The sequence below is a fragment of the Collinsella sp. AF23-2 genome, from assembly GCF_003459245.1.
In the GTDB taxonomy this organism is placed as follows: domain Bacteria; phylum Actinomycetota; class Coriobacteriia; order Coriobacteriales; family Coriobacteriaceae; genus Collinsella.
This window is the reverse complement of sequence record NZ_QRVG01000012.1, coordinates 49,553-70,579: the sequence shown is the minus strand read 5'-3', so window position 1 is coordinate 70,579 and position 21,027 is coordinate 49,553. Positions and strand designations below refer to the sequence as shown.

18 protein-coding genes are annotated in these 21,027 nt (G+C 59.2%); 7 read left to right on the top strand and 11 right to left on the bottom strand.

From position 1 onward, the window contains the following. Nucleotides 1-569 precede the first annotated feature (569 nt). From ppk1 to DWY03_RS06335, 5 genes are all read left to right on the top strand, one after another. Nucleotides 570-2,978 (top strand): polyphosphate kinase 1, encoded by a 2,409-nt coding sequence (gene ppk1 / locus DWY03_RS06355; protein ID WP_117840210.1) that lies wholly within the window; start codon nt 570-572, stop codon nt 2,976-2,978. A gap of 98 nt (nt 2,979-3,076) precedes the next feature. After that, on the top strand, nt 3,077-4,405 hold the full coding sequence (rlmD, locus tag DWY03_RS06350) for a 23S rRNA (uracil(1939)-C(5))-methyltransferase RlmD (RefSeq protein WP_117840209.1): 1,329 nt from the start codon (nt 3,077-3,079) through the stop codon (nt 4,403-4,405). A 106-nt stretch (nt 4,406-4,511) separates the two neighbouring features. Next, nucleotides 4,512-5,054 (top strand): DJ-1 family glyoxalase III, encoded by a 543-nt coding sequence (locus DWY03_RS06345; RefSeq protein ID WP_117638209.1) that lies wholly within the window; start codon nt 4,512-4,514, stop codon nt 5,052-5,054. After that, nucleotides 5,051-5,632 carry a nucleoside triphosphate pyrophosphatase gene (locus tag DWY03_RS06340; protein ID WP_117786881.1) on the top strand — a complete coding sequence of 194 codons (582 nt, stop codon included), beginning with the start codon at nt 5,051-5,053 and terminating at the stop codon, nt 5,630-5,632. The genes DWY03_RS06345 and DWY03_RS06340 overlap by 4 nt, the downstream gene beginning before the upstream one ends. Nucleotides 5,633-5,732: 100 nt before the next feature. Then, the gene (locus DWY03_RS06335; RefSeq protein WP_117840208.1) at nt 5,733-6,734 is read left to right on the top strand and encodes a P1 family peptidase; all 1,002 of its coding nucleotides are present in this window, start codon (nt 5,733-5,735) and stop codon (nt 6,732-6,734) included. A 377-nt stretch (nt 6,735-7,111) separates the two neighbouring features. On the opposite strand, the gene DWY03_RS06330 is transcribed toward DWY03_RS06335, so the two are convergent. Beyond that, nucleotides 7,112-8,143 (bottom strand): glycosyltransferase family 2 protein, encoded by a 1,032-nt coding sequence (locus DWY03_RS06330; protein WP_117583931.1) that lies wholly within the window; start codon nt 8,141-8,143, stop codon nt 7,112-7,114. Continuing rightward, the gene (gene glf, locus DWY03_RS06325; protein ID WP_117821534.1) at nt 8,136-9,338 is read right to left on the bottom strand and encodes a UDP-galactopyranose mutase; all 1,203 of its coding nucleotides are present in this window, start codon (nt 9,336-9,338) and stop codon (nt 8,136-8,138) included. Before glf ends, DWY03_RS06330 begins: the two co-directional genes overlap by 8 nt. A 231-nt stretch (nt 9,339-9,569) precedes the next feature. Between glf and pta the strand changes: the two genes are divergently transcribed. Then, a complete protein-coding gene (pta, locus tag DWY03_RS06320) occupies nt 9,570-10,550 on the top strand; it encodes a phosphate acetyltransferase (protein WP_089573084.1) in 981 nt (326 codons plus the stop codon). A 227-nt stretch (nt 10,551-10,777) separates the two neighbouring features. Here pta and DWY03_RS06315 read toward each other — a convergent pair whose 3' ends face one another. The 9 genes from DWY03_RS06315 to rnd form a co-directional block, all read right to left on the bottom strand. After that, the gene (locus DWY03_RS06315; protein ID WP_117779455.1) at nt 10,778-11,956 is read right to left on the bottom strand and encodes an acetate/propionate family kinase; all 1,179 of its coding nucleotides are present in this window, start codon (nt 11,954-11,956) and stop codon (nt 10,778-10,780) included. A gap of 164 nt (nt 11,957-12,120) precedes the next feature. Next, nucleotides 12,121-13,299 (bottom strand): acetate/propionate family kinase, encoded by a 1,179-nt coding sequence (locus tag DWY03_RS06310; protein WP_117840207.1) that lies wholly within the window; start codon nt 13,297-13,299, stop codon nt 12,121-12,123. A gap of 120 nt (nt 13,300-13,419) precedes the next feature. After that, the gene (locus DWY03_RS06305) at nt 13,420-14,580 is read right to left on the bottom strand and encodes an MFS transporter (RefSeq protein ID WP_117840206.1); all 1,161 of its coding nucleotides are present in this window, start codon (nt 14,578-14,580) and stop codon (nt 13,420-13,422) included. Nucleotides 14,581-14,699: 119 nt separating this feature from the next. Beyond that, nucleotides 14,700-15,590 carry a LysR family transcriptional regulator gene (locus DWY03_RS06300; RefSeq protein WP_117840205.1) on the bottom strand — a complete coding sequence of 297 codons (891 nt, stop codon included), beginning with the start codon at nt 15,588-15,590 and terminating at the stop codon, nt 14,700-14,702. 41 nt (nt 15,591-15,631) lie between these two features. Continuing rightward, nucleotides 15,632-15,967: a histidine triad nucleotide-binding protein gene (locus DWY03_RS06295; protein ID WP_117820684.1), complete on the bottom strand. Its 336-nt coding sequence runs from the start codon at nt 15,965-15,967 to the stop codon at nt 15,632-15,634. 49 nt (nt 15,968-16,016) lie between these two features. Then, entirely contained in the window at nt 16,017-16,283 is a 267-nt protein-coding gene (xseB, locus tag DWY03_RS06290; protein ID WP_006234311.1) for an exodeoxyribonuclease VII small subunit, read from the bottom strand. A gap of 42 nt (nt 16,284-16,325) precedes the next feature. After that, nucleotides 16,326-17,777: an exodeoxyribonuclease VII large subunit gene (gene xseA, locus DWY03_RS06285; RefSeq protein WP_370446049.1), complete on the bottom strand. Its 1,452-nt coding sequence runs from the start codon at nt 17,775-17,777 to the stop codon at nt 16,326-16,328. A gap of 115 nt (nt 17,778-17,892) precedes the next feature. Further along, entirely contained in the window at nt 17,893-18,597 is a 705-nt protein-coding gene (locus tag DWY03_RS06280; protein ID WP_117840204.1) for a zinc metallopeptidase, read from the bottom strand. Between the two features lie 64 nt (nt 18,598-18,661). Continuing rightward, on the bottom strand, nt 18,662-19,795 hold the full coding sequence (rnd, locus tag DWY03_RS06275; RefSeq protein ID WP_117806506.1) for a ribonuclease D: 1,134 nt from the start codon (nt 19,793-19,795) through the stop codon (nt 18,662-18,664). 98 nt (nt 19,796-19,893) lie between these two features. Between rnd and DWY03_RS06270 the strand changes: the two genes are divergently transcribed. Further along, nucleotides 19,894-20,811, top strand: coding sequence for a diacylglycerol kinase family protein (locus DWY03_RS06270; RefSeq protein ID WP_117637502.1), 918 nt, complete (start codon nt 19,894-19,896; stop codon nt 20,809-20,811). Nucleotides 20,812-21,027 lie beyond the last annotated feature (216 nt).

Genomic DNA, 21,027 nt, shown 5'->3' with positions numbered 1-21,027 from the left:
TGCAGACCTTTCGTCATGGCCTCCTACCTTTCTTTCGGGCCTTACTGGCCGAATGTATCAGCGCCCCTCCATATGGGACGCTGCTTGCTGACAGCTCTAGTTATATCCAAAAATCACCCGCAATTCCACCTCGCCCCCGAACGGTCAACAAAGTGCGATGAACGGTATATCGCATGTGATTCCCCCATGATGTACTTCGGCGTTCTAAAGTAACTTTTCTAAGGTAAACGCTCTTTTTTCTCAAAAATCATTCGCAATTACAACTCCAATCTTTCGATTAAGAACTGCATATCTAAAACGGTTTTATGTATATAAATGACGCTTGTTCGTGTTTCTGTCTGTATTCGATGATATTCAGCTACCTATCATTCTTATTCACACATACTCACCAGTTGAGTGAGGATATAGACCGTTTTTCACAACGCGACGGGCGTCAGCTCTATGGCTTGTCAGCGTAAGAAGTAGGTAAAGATACCGTTCACGCGATACGTCCGTGCCATAGGTCGACTAAATTGAGACAATAGTGAATAGTGTTAGGCAACCGTCCCCTGCGGGGACTGAACGGACAGATGCATATGCCGAGCAAAATCGAAAAAAAGCAAGCCGCCGCAAAGCTGCGCAAACCGCCGCGCGACTTCTCGTACACGCAGAACCGAGAGCTCAGCTGGCTGCGCTTTGACAACCGTGTGCTTGACGAAGCCTTCGACGAGACCGTTCCGCTGTTCGAGCGTCTAAAGTTCGTGTCGATTTTCGAGTCTAACCTCGACGAGTTTCTCATGGTGCGCGTGGGCGGCCTGTCCGATCTGGCAGAGCTCAAAAAACAGCCTGTCGACAACAAGAGCAATATGACCGCCTCCGAACAGGTCGATGCTGTCATGGCCGAAATGCCCGGGCTCCTTACCCGATGGGAGTCCATCTTTAAGAGCATCGAGGGCAAGCTCGACACCCTGGGCGTTCACCGCGCGCGTGTTGATTCGCTTACGCCCGAGGAGCGCACCTTTGTAACCCGCTACTTCCAGGCCTACGTGTCGCCGGTCATCTCGCCGTTGGTCATTGACCCGCGCCATCCCTTCCCCAACCTGCGCAACGGTGCACTCTATCTGGCTTGTGGCCTGGACGGCGTCACCGACGAGGAGAGCCTGCTGGGCCTTATCGAGATCCCCGCCTCGATGAACCGCGTGGTCGAGATCCCCTCGCCCACCGGCACCTACTCCTACATTCTGCTCGAGGACGTCATCCTCGCCTGCCTGGACAGCTGCTTTGGCTCCTATAAGCCGCTCGACCGCGCGCTCATCCGCGTCACCCGCAACGCCGACATCGATCCGGACGGCGAGGGCGTCGAGGAGGAAGAGGACTACCGCCAGCACATGAAGCGCATCCTCAAGAAGCGCCTGCGTCTGCAGCCGGTAGTGCTCGCGGTCTCGGGGTCGCTCGAGAAGGCGACGCTCAAGACCATCCGCAAGGCGCTCGAGCTTTCTCGCCGCTCGGTCTTTACCTGCGATATCCCGCTCGACCTGGGCTACGTCTTCGGCATTGAGGGCAAGATTCCCGAGCACCTGCGCAACGAGCTGCTCTTTACGCCGTTTAAGCCGCAGCCCAACCCCACCATCGATATGACCCGCTCCATCCGCGAGCAGGTGCTGCAGCACGACAAGCTGCTCTTTTACCCTTACGAGGCCATGAATCCGTTCTTGGACCTGGTGCACGAGGCCGCCTACGACCCCGAGTGCATCTCGCTGCGCATCACGCTCTACCGCGTGGCCAAGCAGAGCCGCCTGTGCGAGTCACTGATCGATGCCGCCGAGAACGGCAAAGAAGTCACGGTGCTCATGGAGCTCCGCGCGCGCTTTGACGAGCAGAACAACATCGAGTGGGCCGAGCGCCTGGAAGAGGCCGGCTGCACCGTCATCTACGGCTCCGAGGGCTTTAAGTGCCACTCCAAGATCTGCCAGCTCACCTATCGCGAAGGCATGGCGCTAACGCGTCTGACGCTGCTGGGCACCGGCAACTTTAACGAGAAGACGGCCAAACTCTACAGCGACTTTATGCTCATGACCGCCCACCCCGGCATCGGCGAGGACGCCAACCTGTTCTTCCGCAACCTGTCGCTGGGCAATCTGCGCGGCGATTACCGCTTCCTGGGTGTGGCGCCCGTAGGCCTCAAGCCGCTCATCATGCGCGGTCTGGATCGCGAGATTCAGCGCGCTCTCGCTGGCGAGCCCGCCCGCGTGTTCTTTAAACTCAACTCGCTCACCGACCGCGAGGTCATCGACAAGATCGCCGAGGCATCGTGCGCAGGAGTCCGCGTGGACATGATCATCCGCGGCATCTCGTGCCTCAAGCCGGGCGTTCCTGGCAAGACCGAAAACGTGCATGTCCGTTCTATCGTCGGACGCTTTTTGGAGCATGCGCGCGTTTACGCCTTTGGCGTGGACTCGGACATGATCTACCTGAGCTCGGCCGACATGATGACGCGCAACACCGAGCACCGCGTGGAGATCGCCTTCCCCGTGCTCGACCCCACCTGCCGCGCCCTGGTGCACGAGTACATGGGCATGCAGCTGCGCGACAACGTGAAAGCCCGCAGCCTGACAAGTGACGGCACCTGGGTTCCCGTGGAGCGTACAGGGGGTGAGAAACCCTTCAACTCGCAGGAAGCCCTGCTGGAGCGTGCCTATCGCAACGCCGAGGCCGCGCCCGAGCCCGTCATTGAGGCGAAACCCGCCCCCGAGCCCGAGCCGCAGCCGGTAGCACCCAAGGTCCAAAAGGTCCAGGCGACCGTCATTGAGCCCGAGCCCGCACCTGCACCTCAGCCCGAGCCGCAGGTCACCAAGCCCGCACCCGAGACGAGCGCCCGTCACGATAAGCCCGCTGGCAAGACCAAGGTCATCGAGCGCCATCGCCCCGGTCGTGTGCGCATGGGCTTGGGCCTGATCGGCCTGGGTCTTAAGACGCTCATTACCGGCAAGACGAAATAATCGTTTGTAGAAGCAGTTTGTAGAAGCGCCCCGCATTTGAGGAAAGCCTCGGATGCGGGGCGCTTTTCCCTGCTACCATGGTGCGAACAACAACACGAATGACAGGCAGGAATATGAAGCTCACTATAGAATCGATGACCTACGGCGCCGACGGGCTGGCGCACGCCGACAACGGCAAGGCCGTCTTTGTGCAGGGCGCCGTGGCAGGCGACACCGTCGAGGCCGAGGTCGTACAGGACGGCAAGTCGTTCATGCGCGCCCGCACGACCGAGATTCTGGAGCCGAGCCCCGATCGCATTCAGCCCCCCTGCCCCTTCGTTGGCATCTGCGGCGGTTGTTCGTGGGGCAATCTCTCACGCACGGCGCAGCTCGCCGCCAAGGAGCAAAACCTGCGCTCCACGCTCGAGCGCATCGGCAAGTTCGCTCCTGAGCAGGTCGATAAGTTGGTACAGCCCATCTGCCACACCAAGGACGACTGGGGCTACCGCAATAAAATCGAGCTCGAACCGACCGTCGTCAACGGTCGCGTGCGCCTTGGCATGCACGGTGTCGACCCCAGCAAAATCGTGACCGTCGATGCGTGCCCGCTGTTCGATAAGCGCTTCCCGAAGGCGCTCAAATCGGTCGTCGGCGCACTCAACTATCTAAGCGGCGGCCATGACTTAGGGCTCGAACGCGTGGGCATTCGCGCATCACGCCGCACCAAGGCACTCGAGGTCGCACTCTGGACACCCACAGGCTCTTTTCCGCGCTCGCAAGTCTCCCGCGTGCTGGCGGACGCCGCTCATCCCACGAGCATCGTGCGTGTGATGAGCAAGGGCGAGAAGAAGGCCCGTCGCGTCTCCAAGGTTGAGATGCTCGCCGGCGAGGGCTCCTGGACCGAGAACATCGCCGATGGCCAGATGCGCTTGTCTGCCCCGTCTTTTTTCCAGGTCAACACCAAGGGCGCCGATATTTTGATCGAGCTTGTCATGGAAGCGCTCGACCCGCAGGAAGACGAGCTTGCCGTGGACCTGTACTGCGGTGCCGGCACCTTTACCCTGCCGCTCGCCCGCCGCTGCGACTTTGTCGCCGCCGTCGAGGCCTACGGCCCCGCCGTGCGCGACCTGCGCCGTAACCTGGAGATCAACAAGCTCGATAACGTCGACGTCATTGGCGGAGACGCGGTGCGCGAGTTCCCCGACCAGGATGCCGACGTCTTGGTGGTCGACCCGCCGCGCGCAGGCCTCGCCCCCGAGGCGATCGACCTTATCGCCAGCACGAGTGCTCGCGATGTCGCCTACGTGAGCTGCGACCCGGCCACCCTGGCGCGCGATCTCAAACGCTTTGTCGAAGAAGGCACCTTCTCCCCCGTAAAGATCACGCCAGTCGACCTGTTCCCACAAACCTTCCACTGCGAGACCGTCGTCCACCTTAGGCGCAACTAGCCACTTAATCATTGCTCAGAAAAATCATTGGGAAATCGAGCGTGGCAAGCGGAGGTCTTCGGGGTATAAGACGGCTAATTGTATGCCGCCTATGAAAGGAACCCTCATGCCCAGCGTTGCCGTTCTCGCCGCCGATGGCTTTGAAACTATTGAATGCTTGACCATGGTCGATGTCATGCGTCGCGGCGGCGTGCGTGCCACGCTCGTCTCGATCATGCCCACGCGTGAGGTCGTAAGCTCGCTGCAGATCCCCGTGACCTGCGATGCGCTCTTTGATGAGATCAACTTTGACGAGTACGACTGCGTCGTGCTGCCCGGCGGCCTGCCCGGTGCCACCAACCTGCGCGCCGATCAGCGCGTCTGCGACGTGGTCTGCGAGTTCGCCGCGACCAAGCACGTTGCCGCCATCTGCGCCGCCCCGTTTATCCTGGGCGAGCTCGACCTACTCGAGGGGCGCCAGGCCACGTGCTTCCCTGGCTTTGAGAAAAGCTTCCCCGAAGGCGCCTATACCGGCGAGAAGGTTACGCAAGACGGCAACATCATCACCGCCAGCGGCATGGCCCAGTCGCTCCCCTTTGCGCTTGAGCTGCTGCGCACACTCGCCGGCGACAAGGCCGTCGAGAAGGTCGCCGAGGGCATTCAGCTATGATTTTGGCTTCGCAATCACCGCGCCGCATCGAGTTGATGCGCGAGGCAGGCTATGACATTCGCGTGATTCCCGCAGATATCGACGAAACGCCTTTTGATGGCGAGGCCCCGCTTACGCTCGTTGAACGCTTAGCACGCGCCAAAGCCGCCGCCGTTGCCGCCGAGCATGCCGAGCCCAACGAACTGACCGTCGCGGCCGATACTATTGTCACCTTCGATGGCAAGATTCTGGGCAAGCCGGCAACCGAGGACGAGGCGCGCACCATGCTCCGCGAGCTTTCGGGCCGCACGCACCAGGTCGCAACCGGCGTCTGCATCGTTAAGGCAGGCGACACGGCCGCTCCGCATGCCGCCGAGAGCCTGTCGTTTGTCGATGTGACCGACGTGACGTTCTATGAGCTTACCGAAGAGCAGATCGAGCGCTATGTTGCCTCCGGCGAACCCATGGACAAGGCCGGGGCCTACGGAATCCAAGGCACAGGCGGCCGCATGCTTGTGCACGATATTTCGGGTGACTTCTACAACGTGGTGGGCTTGCCCATCGCTCGCGTCGCACGCGCGATTCAAAAACTCTCGTAATTGCATCTGGCGCTGGGTATCCCCCAGCGCCTACAATTTTGCCGTACCGTACGGATCCCGACCGGGCATAAGGCCCGGCGGAAAACCGATAGGAGAACACATGGACACACTGCTCGAAGCCATCGATGTTTGCAATGTCGATGGCTTTTGCTTTGGCAACTATACGGACGAGGAGGCTGGCACCGGCTGCACCGTAATCGTGGCGCCCGGGGGTGCCACCGGCGGCGTTGACGTACGTGGTGGCGCCCCCGCTTCGCGTGAGACCGACCTGCTGCGTCCCGAAAACACCGTCGATAAGGTCCACGCCGTCTGCCTTTCGGGCGGATCGGCCTTTGGTCTCGAGGCTGCAAGCGGCGTGGCCCGCGAACTCGAGAGCCGCGGCATTGGTCTGCCCGTCGGCCCCACGCAGGTGCCCATCGTGTGCTCCAGCTGTATCTTCGACCTTGCCTTTGGCGACCCCACCGTTCGCCCCGACATTGAGGCCGGCATCGCCGCCGTGCGCGAGGCGCTCGACCACACCCCCACCAAGCTCGAACAGGGCAACGTAGGCGCCGGCACGGGCGCTACCGTGGGTAAGCTCATGGGCCCCGCCACCTGCATGAAGGCCGGCCTTGGCGCTGCCGCCGTGGCGCTCGGCCCCATCAAGGTGGGCGCCGTGGTCTCGGTCAACGCCTGCGGCAACGTTGTCGACCCCCTCACCGGCGAGTGGGTCGCCGGCATGCGCGCCTCAGCCGATAGCGACCAGATCGTCGACATGGAACTCGCAGCCTTTGCCGCCGCCGGATCCATGCAGATGCCGCTCGACCGCACCAACACCACCATCAGCTGCATCGTCACCAACGTGGAACTCACTAAGGCACAAGCCACCAAGGTCTCCCAGATGGCCGCAGACGCCTACGCACACGCCATCCGTCCCACGCACACCACCAACGACGGCGACACCATCTACACCCTCGCCAGCGGCAAACTGGGCGCCCAGGCAAGCGCCGCCGTTCCCCTAGACCTGCTGGGCATGCTCGCCGTAAGGGCTTTGCAAACCGCCATCGTAAACGGAGCCAAAACCGCCAAAACCTCCCACGGCATCCCCGGCGCCGCAAAGTAATCTCACTCGACCGTCGGTCGGAGGCGGGCGGGCATTACGTTTGCTGCTCTACAGTCCTATTGCAAGACGAAGGCCACATTAAGTGGCCTTCTTTGCATGCGGAACTCGCGACAAACGTAATGCCCGCCCGCCTCCGACCGACTTCCAATCTAATTCTTTTCAGCCCAGGGCCCTGTGTACCGCGCGTCGAAGATCTTCAAATTCAAATAACCTGACAATCGATTCTTATAGCAGAGGCCCCTTGGCCTTTAGTTTGCTACAAGTTCCGCACGAGCCGGAAAGCACTTAATGTGCTTTCCGTGCGAGCAGGACTGTTCGCAGTAGCAAACTAAAGGCCAAGGGGCCCAGTCAACCTATCAGCAGCGATTACTCAGCAGCTAGTTGAATTTGAAGATCTTTGAGGCAAGACGGTATAGGCCGAGTGTGGTTTTGTCTCCGGCACGACCGCGGAGGTTAGTGAAGAACCCGACCACACCGTAGCGGGCACGACGATACATGCGCTCGTCGTAGGCCTTCAAATCATTCCACAGCGTCTTCAGGCGCTCGTCGGCGCAATCCTCGTCGGAAAGCTTGGTGAGCACCGAGCAGATCGCCATCATCATGGTGAAGTAGCCCATCATGTACGAACGCAAACGCGACGACTCGACATCGCTGTACAGGTGGTACGACTCCATCATGATACGCGTAACACGGAACTGCTGGTCCAGACGCTTGACCATCGTGGCCTCGTTGACACTCTGGCCCTCGCGACCGATAAAGTAGCGATAGAGGTCGATGTCGGCGTAGTACATGGTCTTGCAACGCGGCAGCGGCACGTAGGCGTAGATGTTGTCCACATAGAACGTGTGCGGCGGCATGGGCAGGTTGGACTCGCGCAGCACATCCGTGCGATAGCACAGGCTGTGCATGAGCAGATTCTGATCCAAACGGAAATGGCCGATCTGGTCCCAGGTAAAGATCTTTTTTCGAGGCAGGGCAAACTTGTAACCAATGGCCGTATGCGTACCCTCGTAAACCTTCTCGTACACGTAGTTCGAGATAAACAGGTCAACGCGCTGGTCGCGCTCTTCAAAGCCGCGCAGAATCGACAGCATGGTCGAAAGGGCAGCGCCGTCAAGCCAGTCGTCCGAGTCGACAACCTTGTAGTAGGTGCCCTGCGCCTCGCGCAGACCCGAAAGGACGGCAATACCGTGGCCGCCATTCTCCTGGTGCACCGCGCGGATGATTCCAGGATAACGGGCCTCCCACTCGTCGGCCTTGGCGGCCGTCTCATCCTTGGAGCCGTCGTCCACCACGATAATCTCGATATCGGTGGCATAATTGCTCCCCTCCAAGATGGAGGTGATGCAATGGTCCATGTCCTTAGCGGCGTTATACGAGGGAATACCGAATGTTATGACTTTATGCATGGCAGGCGATAATCTCATCCGAAAGATCGAGGGCGGAATTGGTCACGGCATCCATATCGTAGTAACGATACTCGGCCAGACGACCCACCGGGTGGAAGTTTGTCAGGTTCTGGACGCGCTCAAGATAGCGCTCATAGAGCTCACGGTTCTCGGGCTCAAGAATGGCGTAATACGGCGTCTCGCCCGAGCCGGGCGTATAGGCCTTGGAGTACTCCTTCATGATGGTGGTCTTGCCGGGCAGGACCTGACCAGTCATGTTCTTGAACTCGGTAATGCGCGTGTAGTCCTCGCTCGTGGTGTAGTTGACGGTACCCACGGGCTGGAACTGATCCATATCGAGCGTCTCGAACTTCATATCGAGCGTACGGTACGGAAGAGCGCCCAGATCAAGGCCAAACAGCTCATCGAGCGGACCGGTATAGACGATCTCGCCGCCGTAGACCTTGCCACCGATCTTGACGGTGGTCTCGTCGATCTCAAAGAGATCGCGGGCGTCCACGTCGCAGAACACGTCGATCAGGTCGTGGTCGAGCATATGCTCGAACAGCGCCGTGTAGCCGTCCTGCGGCATACCCTGGAAGGGAGCCTGCGGGAAATAGTGGTCATCGTCGCCCACAAAGACGGGAACGCGACCGGTGATCGAGGGATCGATCTGGTCGGGCGTCTGGCCCCACTGCTTCATGGTGTAATGCAAAAAGACGTTCTCGTAGACGTAATCGGCGACCTCGGCCAAGTCGGGGTCGTTCTTCTTACGCAGCTCCATAATGGGCACCTTGACATCCTTGCCAAAGGTCTCCACGAGCTTCTGATACAGCTCCTCGCCGCGCTCATCACCAAAGGCGAGCTTGAGACTCGCATGGTTGAAGGGCACGGGCATAAGGGTACCGTTGATGTTGGCGAGCACCTTGTGCTGATAATCCGTCCACTTGGTAAAGCGCGACAGGAAATTGTGCACGCGCTCGTTAAAGGTGTGATAGATATGCGGACCGTACTCGTGGATCAGGATTCCGGCCTCGTCAGTGCAGTCATAGGCATTGCCCGCAATGTGGCTACGGCGCTCCAAAACGGCAACACGATAGCCGATAGTCTCGGCAAGACGGCGGGCGCAAACGGCACCGGCATATCCAGCACCGACGACAATCATGTCGTACGCGCCGGCGTTAAAGCCTTCAGGCAGGCCTGAGGTAATCTGCATCGATACTCCTTGTCAAAAGCCACGGGCTCGTTAGCTGGGCTTTTCTCGAACATTCTTCGAGACATATTTATCAGAGCGATTATAGCGCTAATGCGTCCTATAATGAGCTTGCCACACAAGGAAAGCTCAAGCACAGCGGCGAACATAATTGAAAGGTAGACCCGCTAGCAGCGGGTTTATTCGTGAACAGCCGGGCGCCTGGAGCTTAGCGAAACGCTTGTAAGGAGTAACATGAGCGATTTCCTAAACCGTATGAAGTCTGCCGCCAAGGCCGACCTTAAGACCATCGTCCTGCCCGAGGGCGAGGATCCGCGCACCATCGTCGCGGCCAACAAGATCATCGAGGAAGGCCTGGCCAACATCGTCATCCTGGGCGATCCCAACGAGATCAACGTCCCCGGCGCCACCGTCATCGATCCGCGCAACGCCGAGAAGCACGAGGAGTACGCACAGAAGTTTGCTGAGCTCCGCGCCAAGAAGGGCGTTACCATCGAACAGGCTCGCGCCCAGGTGATGGACGCCACCTACTTTGGCACCATGATGGTCAAGATGGGCGACGCCGATGGCCTGGTCTCCGGTGCCTGCCACTCCACCGCCGACACCCTGCGCCCCGCGCTGCAGATCCTCAAGACCGCCCCAGGCACCAAGCTGGTCTCGGCCTTCTTCGTGATGTGCACCGACACCCCGCAGTTCGGCACCGACGGCACGCTGATCTTCGCCGACTGCGGCCTCAACATCAACCCGTCCTCCGACGAACTCTCCGAGATCGCCATCGCCTCCGCTCACTCCTGGTCCACCTTCATGGGCAATGTTGAGCCGCACGTGGCCATGCTCTCCTACTCCACCATGGGCTCCGCTGGCGGCGAGGTCGCCAAGAAGGTCCAGGAGGCCGTGAAGTTCTGCAAGGAGAAGGCACCCGAGCTCGCCATCGACGGCGACCTGCAGCTCGATGCTGCTATCGTCCCCACCGTCGCCCAGCTCAAGGCTCCCGGCTCCTCCGTTGCTGGCAAGGCCAACGTGCTCGTGTTCCCCGACCTCGAGGCCGGCAACATCGGCTACAAGCTGGTTCAGCGCTTCGCTGGTGCCGACGCCTACGGCCCCATCCTGCAGGGCATCGCCAAGCCGGTCAATGACCTTTCGCGCGGCTGCTCTGCCGACGACATCGTGGGTGTCGTGGCCATCACCGCCGTCCAGGCTCAGATGGCTGAATAGCTTACATATCCCCTCGGGACCCTGCCGTCACGCAGCAGTCAGGGAATCTGGAGTGGGCGGCGGCTTGGCTACGAGCTGGGGCTGAGGATCTGAACGAATGGGTGACGTTGCTGGGAGCGCAGGCGTTGCCGGCGATGATCACTTTGGAACTGGAATTTCCGCCTGCTAGTAAAAAGGCCTCCGGGCTGTTGCTCTGGAGGCCTTTTTGTCAATTACAGACGAATGCGTTAGTTGTTCTTGGTCAGACGCTCGACGTCGTGGGCGATCATGTATTCCTCGTCGGTGGGAATGACCATGACCGTGACGGAAGAGCCGGCGGCGCTGATGACCTGCGGGCCGTTACCCACGGCCTCGCGGTTCTTGTTGTTGTCGATGCGCACGCCCAGCCACTCGAAGCAGTCGCAGAAAGCCTTGCGGATCGACCAGTCGTTCTCGCCAATGCCGGCGGTAAAGGTAATGGTGTCCACGCCCGCCATTGAAGCGATCATGGAGCCGGCCTGCTGCATGGCCTTGTAGGCGAACATATCGAAGGCGAGCAGGCAGCGCTCGTCGCCCTCGGAGGCGCGCGTACGGATGTCACGGGCGTCGTTGGAGATGCCCGAGATGGCAAGCAGACCAGACTGCTTGTTCATCATGTCATCGACTTCCTGGTAGCTGTAGCCGCCCTCGCGCTGCAGGTAGCACACGGTAGCCGGGTCAATGGAACCACAACGGGTGCCCATCATCAGGCCGTCGAGCGGCGTGAGGCCCATCGTGGTATCGCGGCATACACCGTCCTCAATGGCGGCGAGCGAAGCGCCGTTGCCCAGATGACACGAAAGCAGACGGTGGCAGCGCGAACCCAGGATCTCCTTGGCCATCATCCACTCGTAGCGGTGGCTCGTACCGTGGGCGCCGTACTTGCGCACGTGGTACTTGTCACACACGTCCTTGGGCAGGGCGTAGGTGTAGGCGACCTCGGGCATAGTCATGTGGAACGAGGTGTCGAAGACGGCCACGTTGGGCAGCTCCGGATACTTCTCGCGACAATACTCGATTGCCGCTGCCTCGCCGTAGTTGTGCAGCGGGGCAAGCGGTGCCACCTCGAGAATCTTAGCCATGACCTCATCGTCGACGACCGCGGAATCGTCAAAGTACCAGCCACCCTGAACGATACGATGCCCAATGCCATCGATCGTAAAGTCGGTCTTCTCGAGCTCCTCGAGCACACGTGCGATAGCCGAACGGTGGTCCGGGAAGGGGACCTCCTCGGTTTGCTTGGCGCCACCGTTCTCGGAGTGGCCAAAGATGCCCATGTCCGAACCGATACGTTCGCAGTTGCCCTTGGCGAAAACCTCGCGGGTATCGGTATCCAAAAGCTGATATTTAAGGCTTGAGCTACCGGCGTTGACAACAAGTACGTTCATGAGACTCCTTTGCAGTGCGATACGGTCGGCGCAGACCCCTTAAGGCGGCCGCATGTTAATAAGAAGTTATCACAACTTAATAAATAACTATCAGGCATATCGCCCAACGAGCACAAAAGAGGGGCCGAACGGCGCTCGGTCGTCCAGCCCCTCCCCTTTTGCAATTACTTGCCGTTGACGATGCGCTCGACGTCGGAAGCGATCATGAACTCCTCGTCCGTGGGGATAACGAAAATCTTAACCTTGGAATCCTTGGCAGACAGGCACCATGCGCCGTCACCACGCAGGGCGTTGCGGGCATGATCCATCTTGACGCCCATAAAGGCCAGGCGGTCGGCCACGCCGGCGCGGACGGCAGGAGCGTGCTCACCGATGCCGGCAGTGAAGACCAGGGTGTCCATACCGCACATGGAGGCGGCCATCTCGGCAGCCTTGGCGGCAATCTTGTAGACGAACATATCGAAGGCGAGCTGGGCCTCGGGGTCACCGGCAGCGGCGAGCTCCTCGACGTTGCGACAGTCGTTGGTCTTGCCGCCGGTCACAGCCAAAAGGCCGGACTTCTTGTTCATCATCTCGTCGACCTCGTCGAAGGTGTAGCCGCCCTCGCGCTGCAGGTAGCACACGGTAGCCGGGTCGATGGAGCCGCAGCGGGTGCCCATCATAACGCCGTCGAGCGGCGTCAAGCCCATGGTGGTGTCCATGCACTTGCCGTCCTCGATGGCGCACAGGGAAGCGCCGGAGCCGATATGGCACACGACGACCTTGCGGGCCTCGCCGTTGGTCATCTCGGCGACCTTCTTGGAGATGTAACGGTAGCTGGTGCCGTGGGCGCCGTACTTACGGATGTGCAGCTTGTCGCAGACGTCCTTGGGCAGGGCGTAAGTCTTGGCGACCTCGGGCATGTTGAAGTGGAAAGCGGTGTCGTAAACCGTGACGTTGGGCAGGTCGGGATACTGCTCCAGGCAGTACTCGATAACGTTGGCCTCGGGGTTGTTGTGCAGCGGGGCGAGCGGAGCGACCTCGCGGATCTTGGCGAGGACATCCTCGTCGACGAGGGAGGAATCGCCAAAGTACCAACCGCCCTGAACGATACGGTGGCCGATACCCTCGATCTTGACGCCGTTGGCCTCGAGGTCCTTCAGGACAACCTCGATGGCGACCTTGTGGTCGGGGAACTCGATGTTCTCGGTCACCTTCTTGGAGCCGTTGGCAGCATGGGTGAAAGTGCCGCCGGTAAAGCAGACGCGCTCGCAGGAGCCCTTTGCGGACACCTTATGGGACTTGGTATCGATGACCTGATACTTAAGGGTCGAAGATCCTGCGTTGACGACCAGAACGTTCATGTGTCTCCCTACTAACAGGCGGTGTGGCGCCGCCAGGTTACATACGCTTCAATAATAAACCCAAACGCCCTCGCGCTCGGGTTTATTGCGTTGATATATATGTTATCGGTGTCTAAATACTCATGTCCTTTGGCTTGTAAGACGAAAGAGCGCGGGGATATACACCAAAGAAGAGATTCCGAGTGCGACAAGCAATATGACTCGAATGCCCGCGATGCTGCTCAACACAGCATTGAACAGATAGAAAAGGATGGCGCCCACCGCCACCATCTGGCTTTGAACCGAAATCAGTGAACAGCGCATCGAAGAATCGGCTGCTTTTTGAAAAATTGAGTATTTAATTGGAGCAAATAACGAGTACGCAACCGTCTGCAGCACATAGAACACGGGCAGCAAATTAGCCGGAGTAAGGGGAATCAAAAACAAAGCTGTCAGGAAAAGGCGCACGATGCCGCAAATACGCGCAAAGCGGCCCTTGTCGACATGAGCAATCGCACAGGGCACAATAAGTCCCATGGAGGCCGAGGCAAGGAGCTGGACCGCAATGGTCACACCCGAAGCGACGGCATTCATTCCGCGACCCGCAAGCAGCAGTGAGAAAAAGTCTTCCAGGGCGACAAAAGCAAATGCCTGAGAACAGTCCATGATGAACGCTGAACGAAGAATGCCATTACCCGTAATAGCGGCACCGATCATCTTCGGGCTAATCCCATGTTCAGGTGTCGTCGCAGTGCCCCCTCTTCGCATCTCAGGAATGCAGACAACGACAACCAACGTCAACACCATTGCGATGATATCTGCCGAAAGACCAATGAGATATGCACCGACGGACGAAATGAAACCGCCCACGCAAGCGGAGATGGCATAAGAGGCATAGAAAACAAATCGCTCAACGACATTAAGTCTTACGAGCTGGTCATGAGAGACGCTGTCAATGTAAATCGCTTCGATGGATCCGCTCACACACGCAACGGCAAAACCCTTGAGAGCGAACGCACCGATTAAAAGCAGGGGAGAACGGACGAGAAGCAGGGCGGCGTAGTATCCAAGCATTCCCGCGACGCCAACGAAACCGCTTGTCTTTCGTCCAAACCTATCAGCAATATAGCCAGTGGGAACTTCAAGGATGAACTTGCTCACTTGATATGCAATCATCATGCTAGAAATCGATACCATCGAAAGTCCGACGAACTCAAGGTAGACAGTTAGAAAATACAAGATGGTGCTGAAGTTCGACAGAAAAACGAACGTCATATAAAGCAAAACCGTACGGTTTTTCATGCTCCGCCCTCCAAGAGTCAGCAATCTAAATCGGAATCTTGGAAAAGCATGAGGGCAAAGCTGTCAGCTATGTGTTACAAGGCGTCAATAATCACTTGATGCCTCGAAGCCAATTAATCTCACGAAGCAAGATGACGCAATAGGTGCAGAAAAACCGTCTGGTGTCGATCAGTCCAGGAATTTTGCCGATAGCAAAAGTAGATAGGCAAGGTTACATCACGCGAACCTTCAATGGAGCACTCACTCACTTCTGACCCATCCGATGCGAGAGAGGACCCAGACAAACTCAATATCAATCCCCCGGCTTGAAGAAACTCAGTCTGAGCCCTGCTTCCGTATTCAACATCACGGAAGCGAAAATTGACGAGCTGGGCTTCGGGACATTGATTGATTGCATTGAGACAGGGTGACAAATTAATGGGAACAGCGAGCCTGCCGCCCAGTAACTCGCGAATGGTCATGGCGCCCACAGATTGATGACCCGCTGGGCATGAAAGAACCTTGAGCTCCTTTTCACCCAAATATTTTGAAGAAAGGACGCTGTCCCGTGGTTCCTCGAATGAGATAGCCGCATCCGAAATGCCGAGCACAAGTGATTCAAAGCATGTAGCCGTTGGCTGATGCCACACATCAAGGTGAATCTGAGGGTGCGAGCGTTCAAACGAGTCATACCAGCTTTCGGCAAAAAGGCGCCCCCGCCCATGAAGGCAGGGGGCGTAAAGACGAAAGTGGCCATCGGGCGAAACGCCGTCGCCCCTCGATTGAGCGTACTTTTTGAGATCGTCGACTTGTGTCAGGATCACGCGTGCACGACGCGCAAATTCTCTGCCCGCCGGAGACAAAACAGCCTCCCCCGCCGATCGGTCGAGCAAAACAATCTGATACTCAGATTCCAACTTTTTGATTGCCGACGAAACGGCCTGCGGACTCACATGAACGGCGCGAGCTGCTTTGCGCACGCCGCCATAGTTCGCTACCGCTTGAAGGTATTCGAGTTGAGAAAGCTGCATAGATTACTCCAAAGGCAGCCAAGTCGACGGGCTACGCGTCCTCAGATGAGGTTCTCGCCCAGGCTCTTGCCACCGAGGACGTGCATGTGGAAGTGCATGACGGTCTGGCCGGCGTTAACGCCCTTGTTGGAGATGACGCGGAAACCGTCCTCCAGTCCCTTGGCCTTGGCGACCTCCTGGATGGCGTGAGCCATGGCGCCCATGGTCTCGGCAGGCACGTTGTCGGCGATGTCGCTGTAGTGCTTCTTGGGGATCACGAGCGTGTGGACCGGCGCCTGCGGGTTGAGGTCGTCGAAGGCGATGACCTGGTCGTCCTCATAGACAACGGTCGAGGGGATCTCGTGGTTGGCAATTTTACAGAAGATGCAATCGCACATAGCTGGTTCCTTTCTTACAGACCAAGGTAATTATATTTGGTCGAGATGCTTAGAACGAAAGGTTATCATCGGTGTTGGCGGCCTCGCCGTCGGCGAGCACGTCGTTGCCGTCGACGTCCTTAAGGAGCACCGAGACCTTCTGCTCGGCATCGGACAGGCGGGTGCGCAGGCTTTTGAGGAGCTCGACGCCGCGGGTGTAGCTCTCGAGCGACTCCTCGAGCTCCATATCGCCCGACTCAAGGCTGCGGATGATGAGCTCCAGCTCCTGCGAGGCCTGCTTGTACGTAAGCTGCTCTACCGGGGTCTTCTCTGCCATATCTGTTTCCTTTCCTAAGGGTCTATCACTGCGAAACGCGGTCTACTCGACCGTATCGACCGTTGCTGCCACGTTGCCGTCTGCCATGCGCACGCGAATGGCGTCGCCAGGCTTAAAGGTCTTGGCACTCGTAGCCACACCATCATCGCTGTACGCGATGGAATAGCCGCGAGCAAGCACTTTGAGCGGCGACAGGGCATCGAGCGACGCTGCCGCACGGCTCAGGTCGGACGCTGGCTTGCTGAGCATCGTGCGCCCTTGATGCTCTAGGCGGGAACTCGCAAGCGTGAGCGCATGGCGCTTACCATCGAGCCCCGAGGTGCTTGTAATCAGACGCTCGGGAAAGCGCTCAAAGTTGGAGCGGAATGTCCCGACCGAGCGTACTATGGCGCCCGACAGGCGATCGGCAGTCAGCGCAAGCTCCGATTCGCGACGCTCGACCATAAATGTGGGGTCGTTGAGGCACGGGCGACACGCAGCGGCATCGAGCGCATCACCCAAGCGAGCCGTATAGGTATCCCAGGCACGGCGACCGCGCTGATCGAGCATCTCCAGGTCGACCTGGGCCGACCCAATCATCGATGCCATCGCGGCACCCAGACGCTGATGGCGCGCCTCGAGCACATCGGCCAACTCCGTCATAGCCGGCGCCACCGATTCTGCCGCCGCCGTGGGCGTGGAGGCGCGTCGGTCGCTCACCATGTCGCAAATCGAGGTATCGGGCTCATGGCCAATGCCGGTCACCACGGGCACAGGACAAGCCGCCACCGCGCGGGCAAGCTCCTCGTCATTAAAGGTCATGAGGTCCTCAAAGGAACCGCCGCCGCGCACCAGCAAAATACAGTCGGGCGCCGGCGTAATGGAAGCGGCGCGGCGCAAGCCCTCAATGAGCTCGGCCGGCGCACCCTCGCCTTGAACCTTGGCGCCCACGCAAACGAGCTCGACGAGCGGGTTGCGACGACGCAATGTACGCTTGACGTCGTCGATTACGGCACCCGAAAGCGAGGTGACGACCGCCACGCGCGAGCAGAACACCGGGATGCGGCGCTTGCGCGCTTCGTCCATCAGGCCCTCGCGGCGTAGCTTTTCGGCCAGTTGCGCCACTTGTTGACGCAGCAGACCCTCCCCCGCCAGCGAAAACGAGCGAGCGACAAAGCTCATGCGGCCCGTGGCCTTATAGAGATTGAAGCTGCCCTTAAAGCTTACCTGCATGCCGTCGCGCAAGTCGAAGGTGCGCTTAAGGTAGGCGCCCTTCCAGATGATGCAGTCAACGGCGGCCGAGTCGTCTTTAATCTGGAAGTAGCAGTGGCCGCTTCGGGCGTTGGGACCACGGAAACCCGTGACCTCGCCCAGGACACTCAGCTGCGGAATGGCATCGAGCGCACCGGCGGCGATCTCTACCGCCTGGCTCACGCTGAGCTCCTTACGCTCCTGCTCGTCCGAACCGTCGAACTCGGCGGAAACGGCATTGCCGGTTAGATTCCAGCCTGCCACGCAGCCTCCTTTCGTCATCGTGCATAAGGGCTCCGGCCCTGCGCAAATTCAAGTCCAACACATAGTACAGCGCCGCGAGGACACGAATCCCCGCGGCGCCTGCCTGTCCCATTTGTTATCGGTTGGAGTTTCTGTTGTAGCGAGCCATAAGATAGAGCAGCTGAATAATCGAGGTGAGCGCAGCGGCAACATAGGTAAGCGCGGCGGCCGTCAGCACCTTCTTGGCACCGTTGACCTGCTTGGAACTCATGCCCGACTGCTCGATATACGCCACGGCGCGGCGGCTGGCGTCAATCTCGACCGGCAGCGTAACGAGCTGGAACAGCACGCTAAACGAGAAGAAGATCAGCGCGAGGGTCGTGAGTCCCGCGATGTTCATAAACAGGCCCAAGAGCAACACGATGGTCCAGGTGTTCTGGGTAAAGTTGACGACCGGCACGAGGGCGGTACGTACCTTCATCATGGCATAGCCGCTTTGACGCTGCGTGGCATGGCCTGCCTCGTGACAAGCGACAGCAACGCTTGCGACCGAGCCGCCCGAACGGTTGGAATCCGACAGATACAGGTTGTTGTCCTGCGGGTTGTAATGGTCAGTGAGCTCACCGGCAACACCCTTGATACCCACGGCATTGCAGCCGTTGGCGTCGAGCATGCGGCGAGCGACCCTGGCGCCCGTGTCGCCGTCCGAGCGAACCTTGGACCACGTCTTGTACGTCGAATTGATATAGCTCTGCGCGGCAAGGCCAAGCACCGTGCAGACAAGCACAACCAGCAGGTACAGCGGGTCGATGCCAAAGCCATATCCATAGTAATAGGGCATGCGAATTCCTCCAAATCGAGTTACACGTTGGAGGCATTTTACCCACTCAAGCGGCTAGGCTTCCTTACAGCAATTCAATTTTGCCATCTTTGACCGTCAACCCCATATTGCCCGAGAGTAAATCGTCCAGGCGCGAACCCACAAGCTCAAAACGCCAGCCTTCGCGCAGGGGGCTTTGCTCAGGATGCTCGATGTAATCGGCCAGATCATCGCGCGAGGCAATGACCGAGGTCGCCACCCCCGAGCGCTCGGCAACCAAGCGAATAAGCGCATACATCAGGTCCGTCACGCTCTCAAGCTCCGGCGAAATCTGGCGATGCCCGCGCACCATGAGCGGCAGGCGATCGTGCGGGCAGCTTGCGCCGCGCTTGATGGCCATGAGCGCGCCGTCCACGTCGCGCTCCCCCAGCTGATCGGTACCGCGGATGCTACGGAACTCCTCAACGCGAACGGGATTGCGCTTGACGAGCGCCAGCAGCGTATCGTCGGACATGACCCACTTGCGCGGGATGTTGCGGCGCTCGGCGCGGTCCTCGCGCCAGGCGGCGAGCTCGCGCGCAATGCCCAGCTGATGGCGGCTGCACGAGTTGATGCGCTTGACCTTGCGGAATGCCTCATGGCGGTCGGCGCGGTAGTGCGACTCGTCTGCCAGCGGGCGCAGCTCATCGAGCACCCAATCCACACGGCCCAGCTCGCGCAGGCGGCTCATCATCTCGGTATAGGCAACGATCAGATACTTGACGTCATCGATCGCGTACTCAATCTGCTTATCGGTCAGCGGGCGGCGCGACCAGTCGGTCAGCGACTCGGTCTTAGGCAACGAAACGCCGCAGAACGTCTGCACGAGCGCACCGTAGGAAATCTGCTGGCGCTCGCCCAAAAAGGCGGCGGCGACCTGCGTGTCAAAAATCGGACGCGGCAGCGCGCCCACGGTATGAAGCATGACCTCCATATCCTGCGAGCAAGCGTGGAAGACCTTGGTCACGCTCTCATCGGCCATAAGCTCGGCCAGCGGCGAAAGGTCGTCGATTACCAGGGGATCGACCGCTACGCTCTCGGCAGGGGTGGCAATCTGGACCAGGCACAGACGCGGATGGAACGTGCGCTCGCGCAAAAACTCGGTATCGACGGCAATCGCGTCGAACTCACGGGCGCGCTGGCAAAAGTCGAGTAGAGCCTGATGTGTGGAAATGTACATATCAACCCATCGAATAAGGTTAGGCCCGAAAAACACGGGTAGGATATCGGCATTGCCTTACAACTATACTCGGTTAGTCACAGAACGGGAACGTAAGTATGCGCTGCCTTATCATCCACAACCCGGCATCGGGCCCCAGCTCAGATGAAATCTACGCGTTCACGCACGCCCTCGCGCAGGGCGGCGACGAGGTCGTGATGCGTTTTATCGGCGATGGCATGGAACCCGAGGACGCCGTGGCGGACGTGCGCGAGTTTGATCGCGTGGTGATTTCGGGCGGCGACGGCACCGTCTCCAACGTGCTCGACCAAATGCGCGGATGCGGCGTCCCCACGCTCGTCTTCCCCTCCGGTACGGCCTGCCTGTTCTTCAATAACATCGGTAATGCCCCCGAGGCAGCGGCACTTGCCAAGGCCTGCCGCGCCGGTCGCACGGTCAAAGTAGACATGGGCGAGCTCTTTTGGCTCGACGAGAACGGCAACGAGAAGCGCCACGGCTTTATCATCATCGCCGGCTCGGGCTTCGACGCCGAGATCATGATGAAGGCCGCCCCCACCAAAAACGACATCGGCGAGATCGCCTACTTCCTCTCCGCGCTCGCCACGCCCAACCCCACGGTGGCGCACTTTACCATCGAGCATGACGGCATTGTCGAGGAGCTCGATGGCATCTGCTGCATGGCCGGCAACACCTCGGTCATCCAAAACGACATCAACCTGTTCCCCGATTGCCGCATGAACGACGGCATGGTCGACATCGCGGTCATCGAGCCCGTGCGCACCGTGCAGCTGCTGCCTACCGTGATCACCGCTGCGCTTGACCCCGCCGGCAAGGTACTCGGGCGCCCACAGTTCAAGATCATCCAGACCAAGGAAGCCAAGATCACCTGCACCCCGTCACTGGGCATGCAGTTCGATGGCGAGATTATCTCCAGCAATTCGGGCGTCTTTGGAGCCCGCGCGCTTCCGCAATGCCTCGACCTCATCGTCGACGAATTCTCCCCGCTCGGAAAATAGGAGGACCCCATGAACGACAATCCCCTGATCGGCTTTATTGTCATCGTCTTGGCCATGCTCGTCGGTTACGCCATCAACGTGATTCACCGCCGAAAGAAGTAAATCCACATTGGTATGATATTCATCCAGTTATCGACTCTCCCGCTGTTTATGCATTCGTCAAACAGCGGGGGATTTTCATTTCGGGCATTCCCAGCTACTTTATTCGGCTACAGT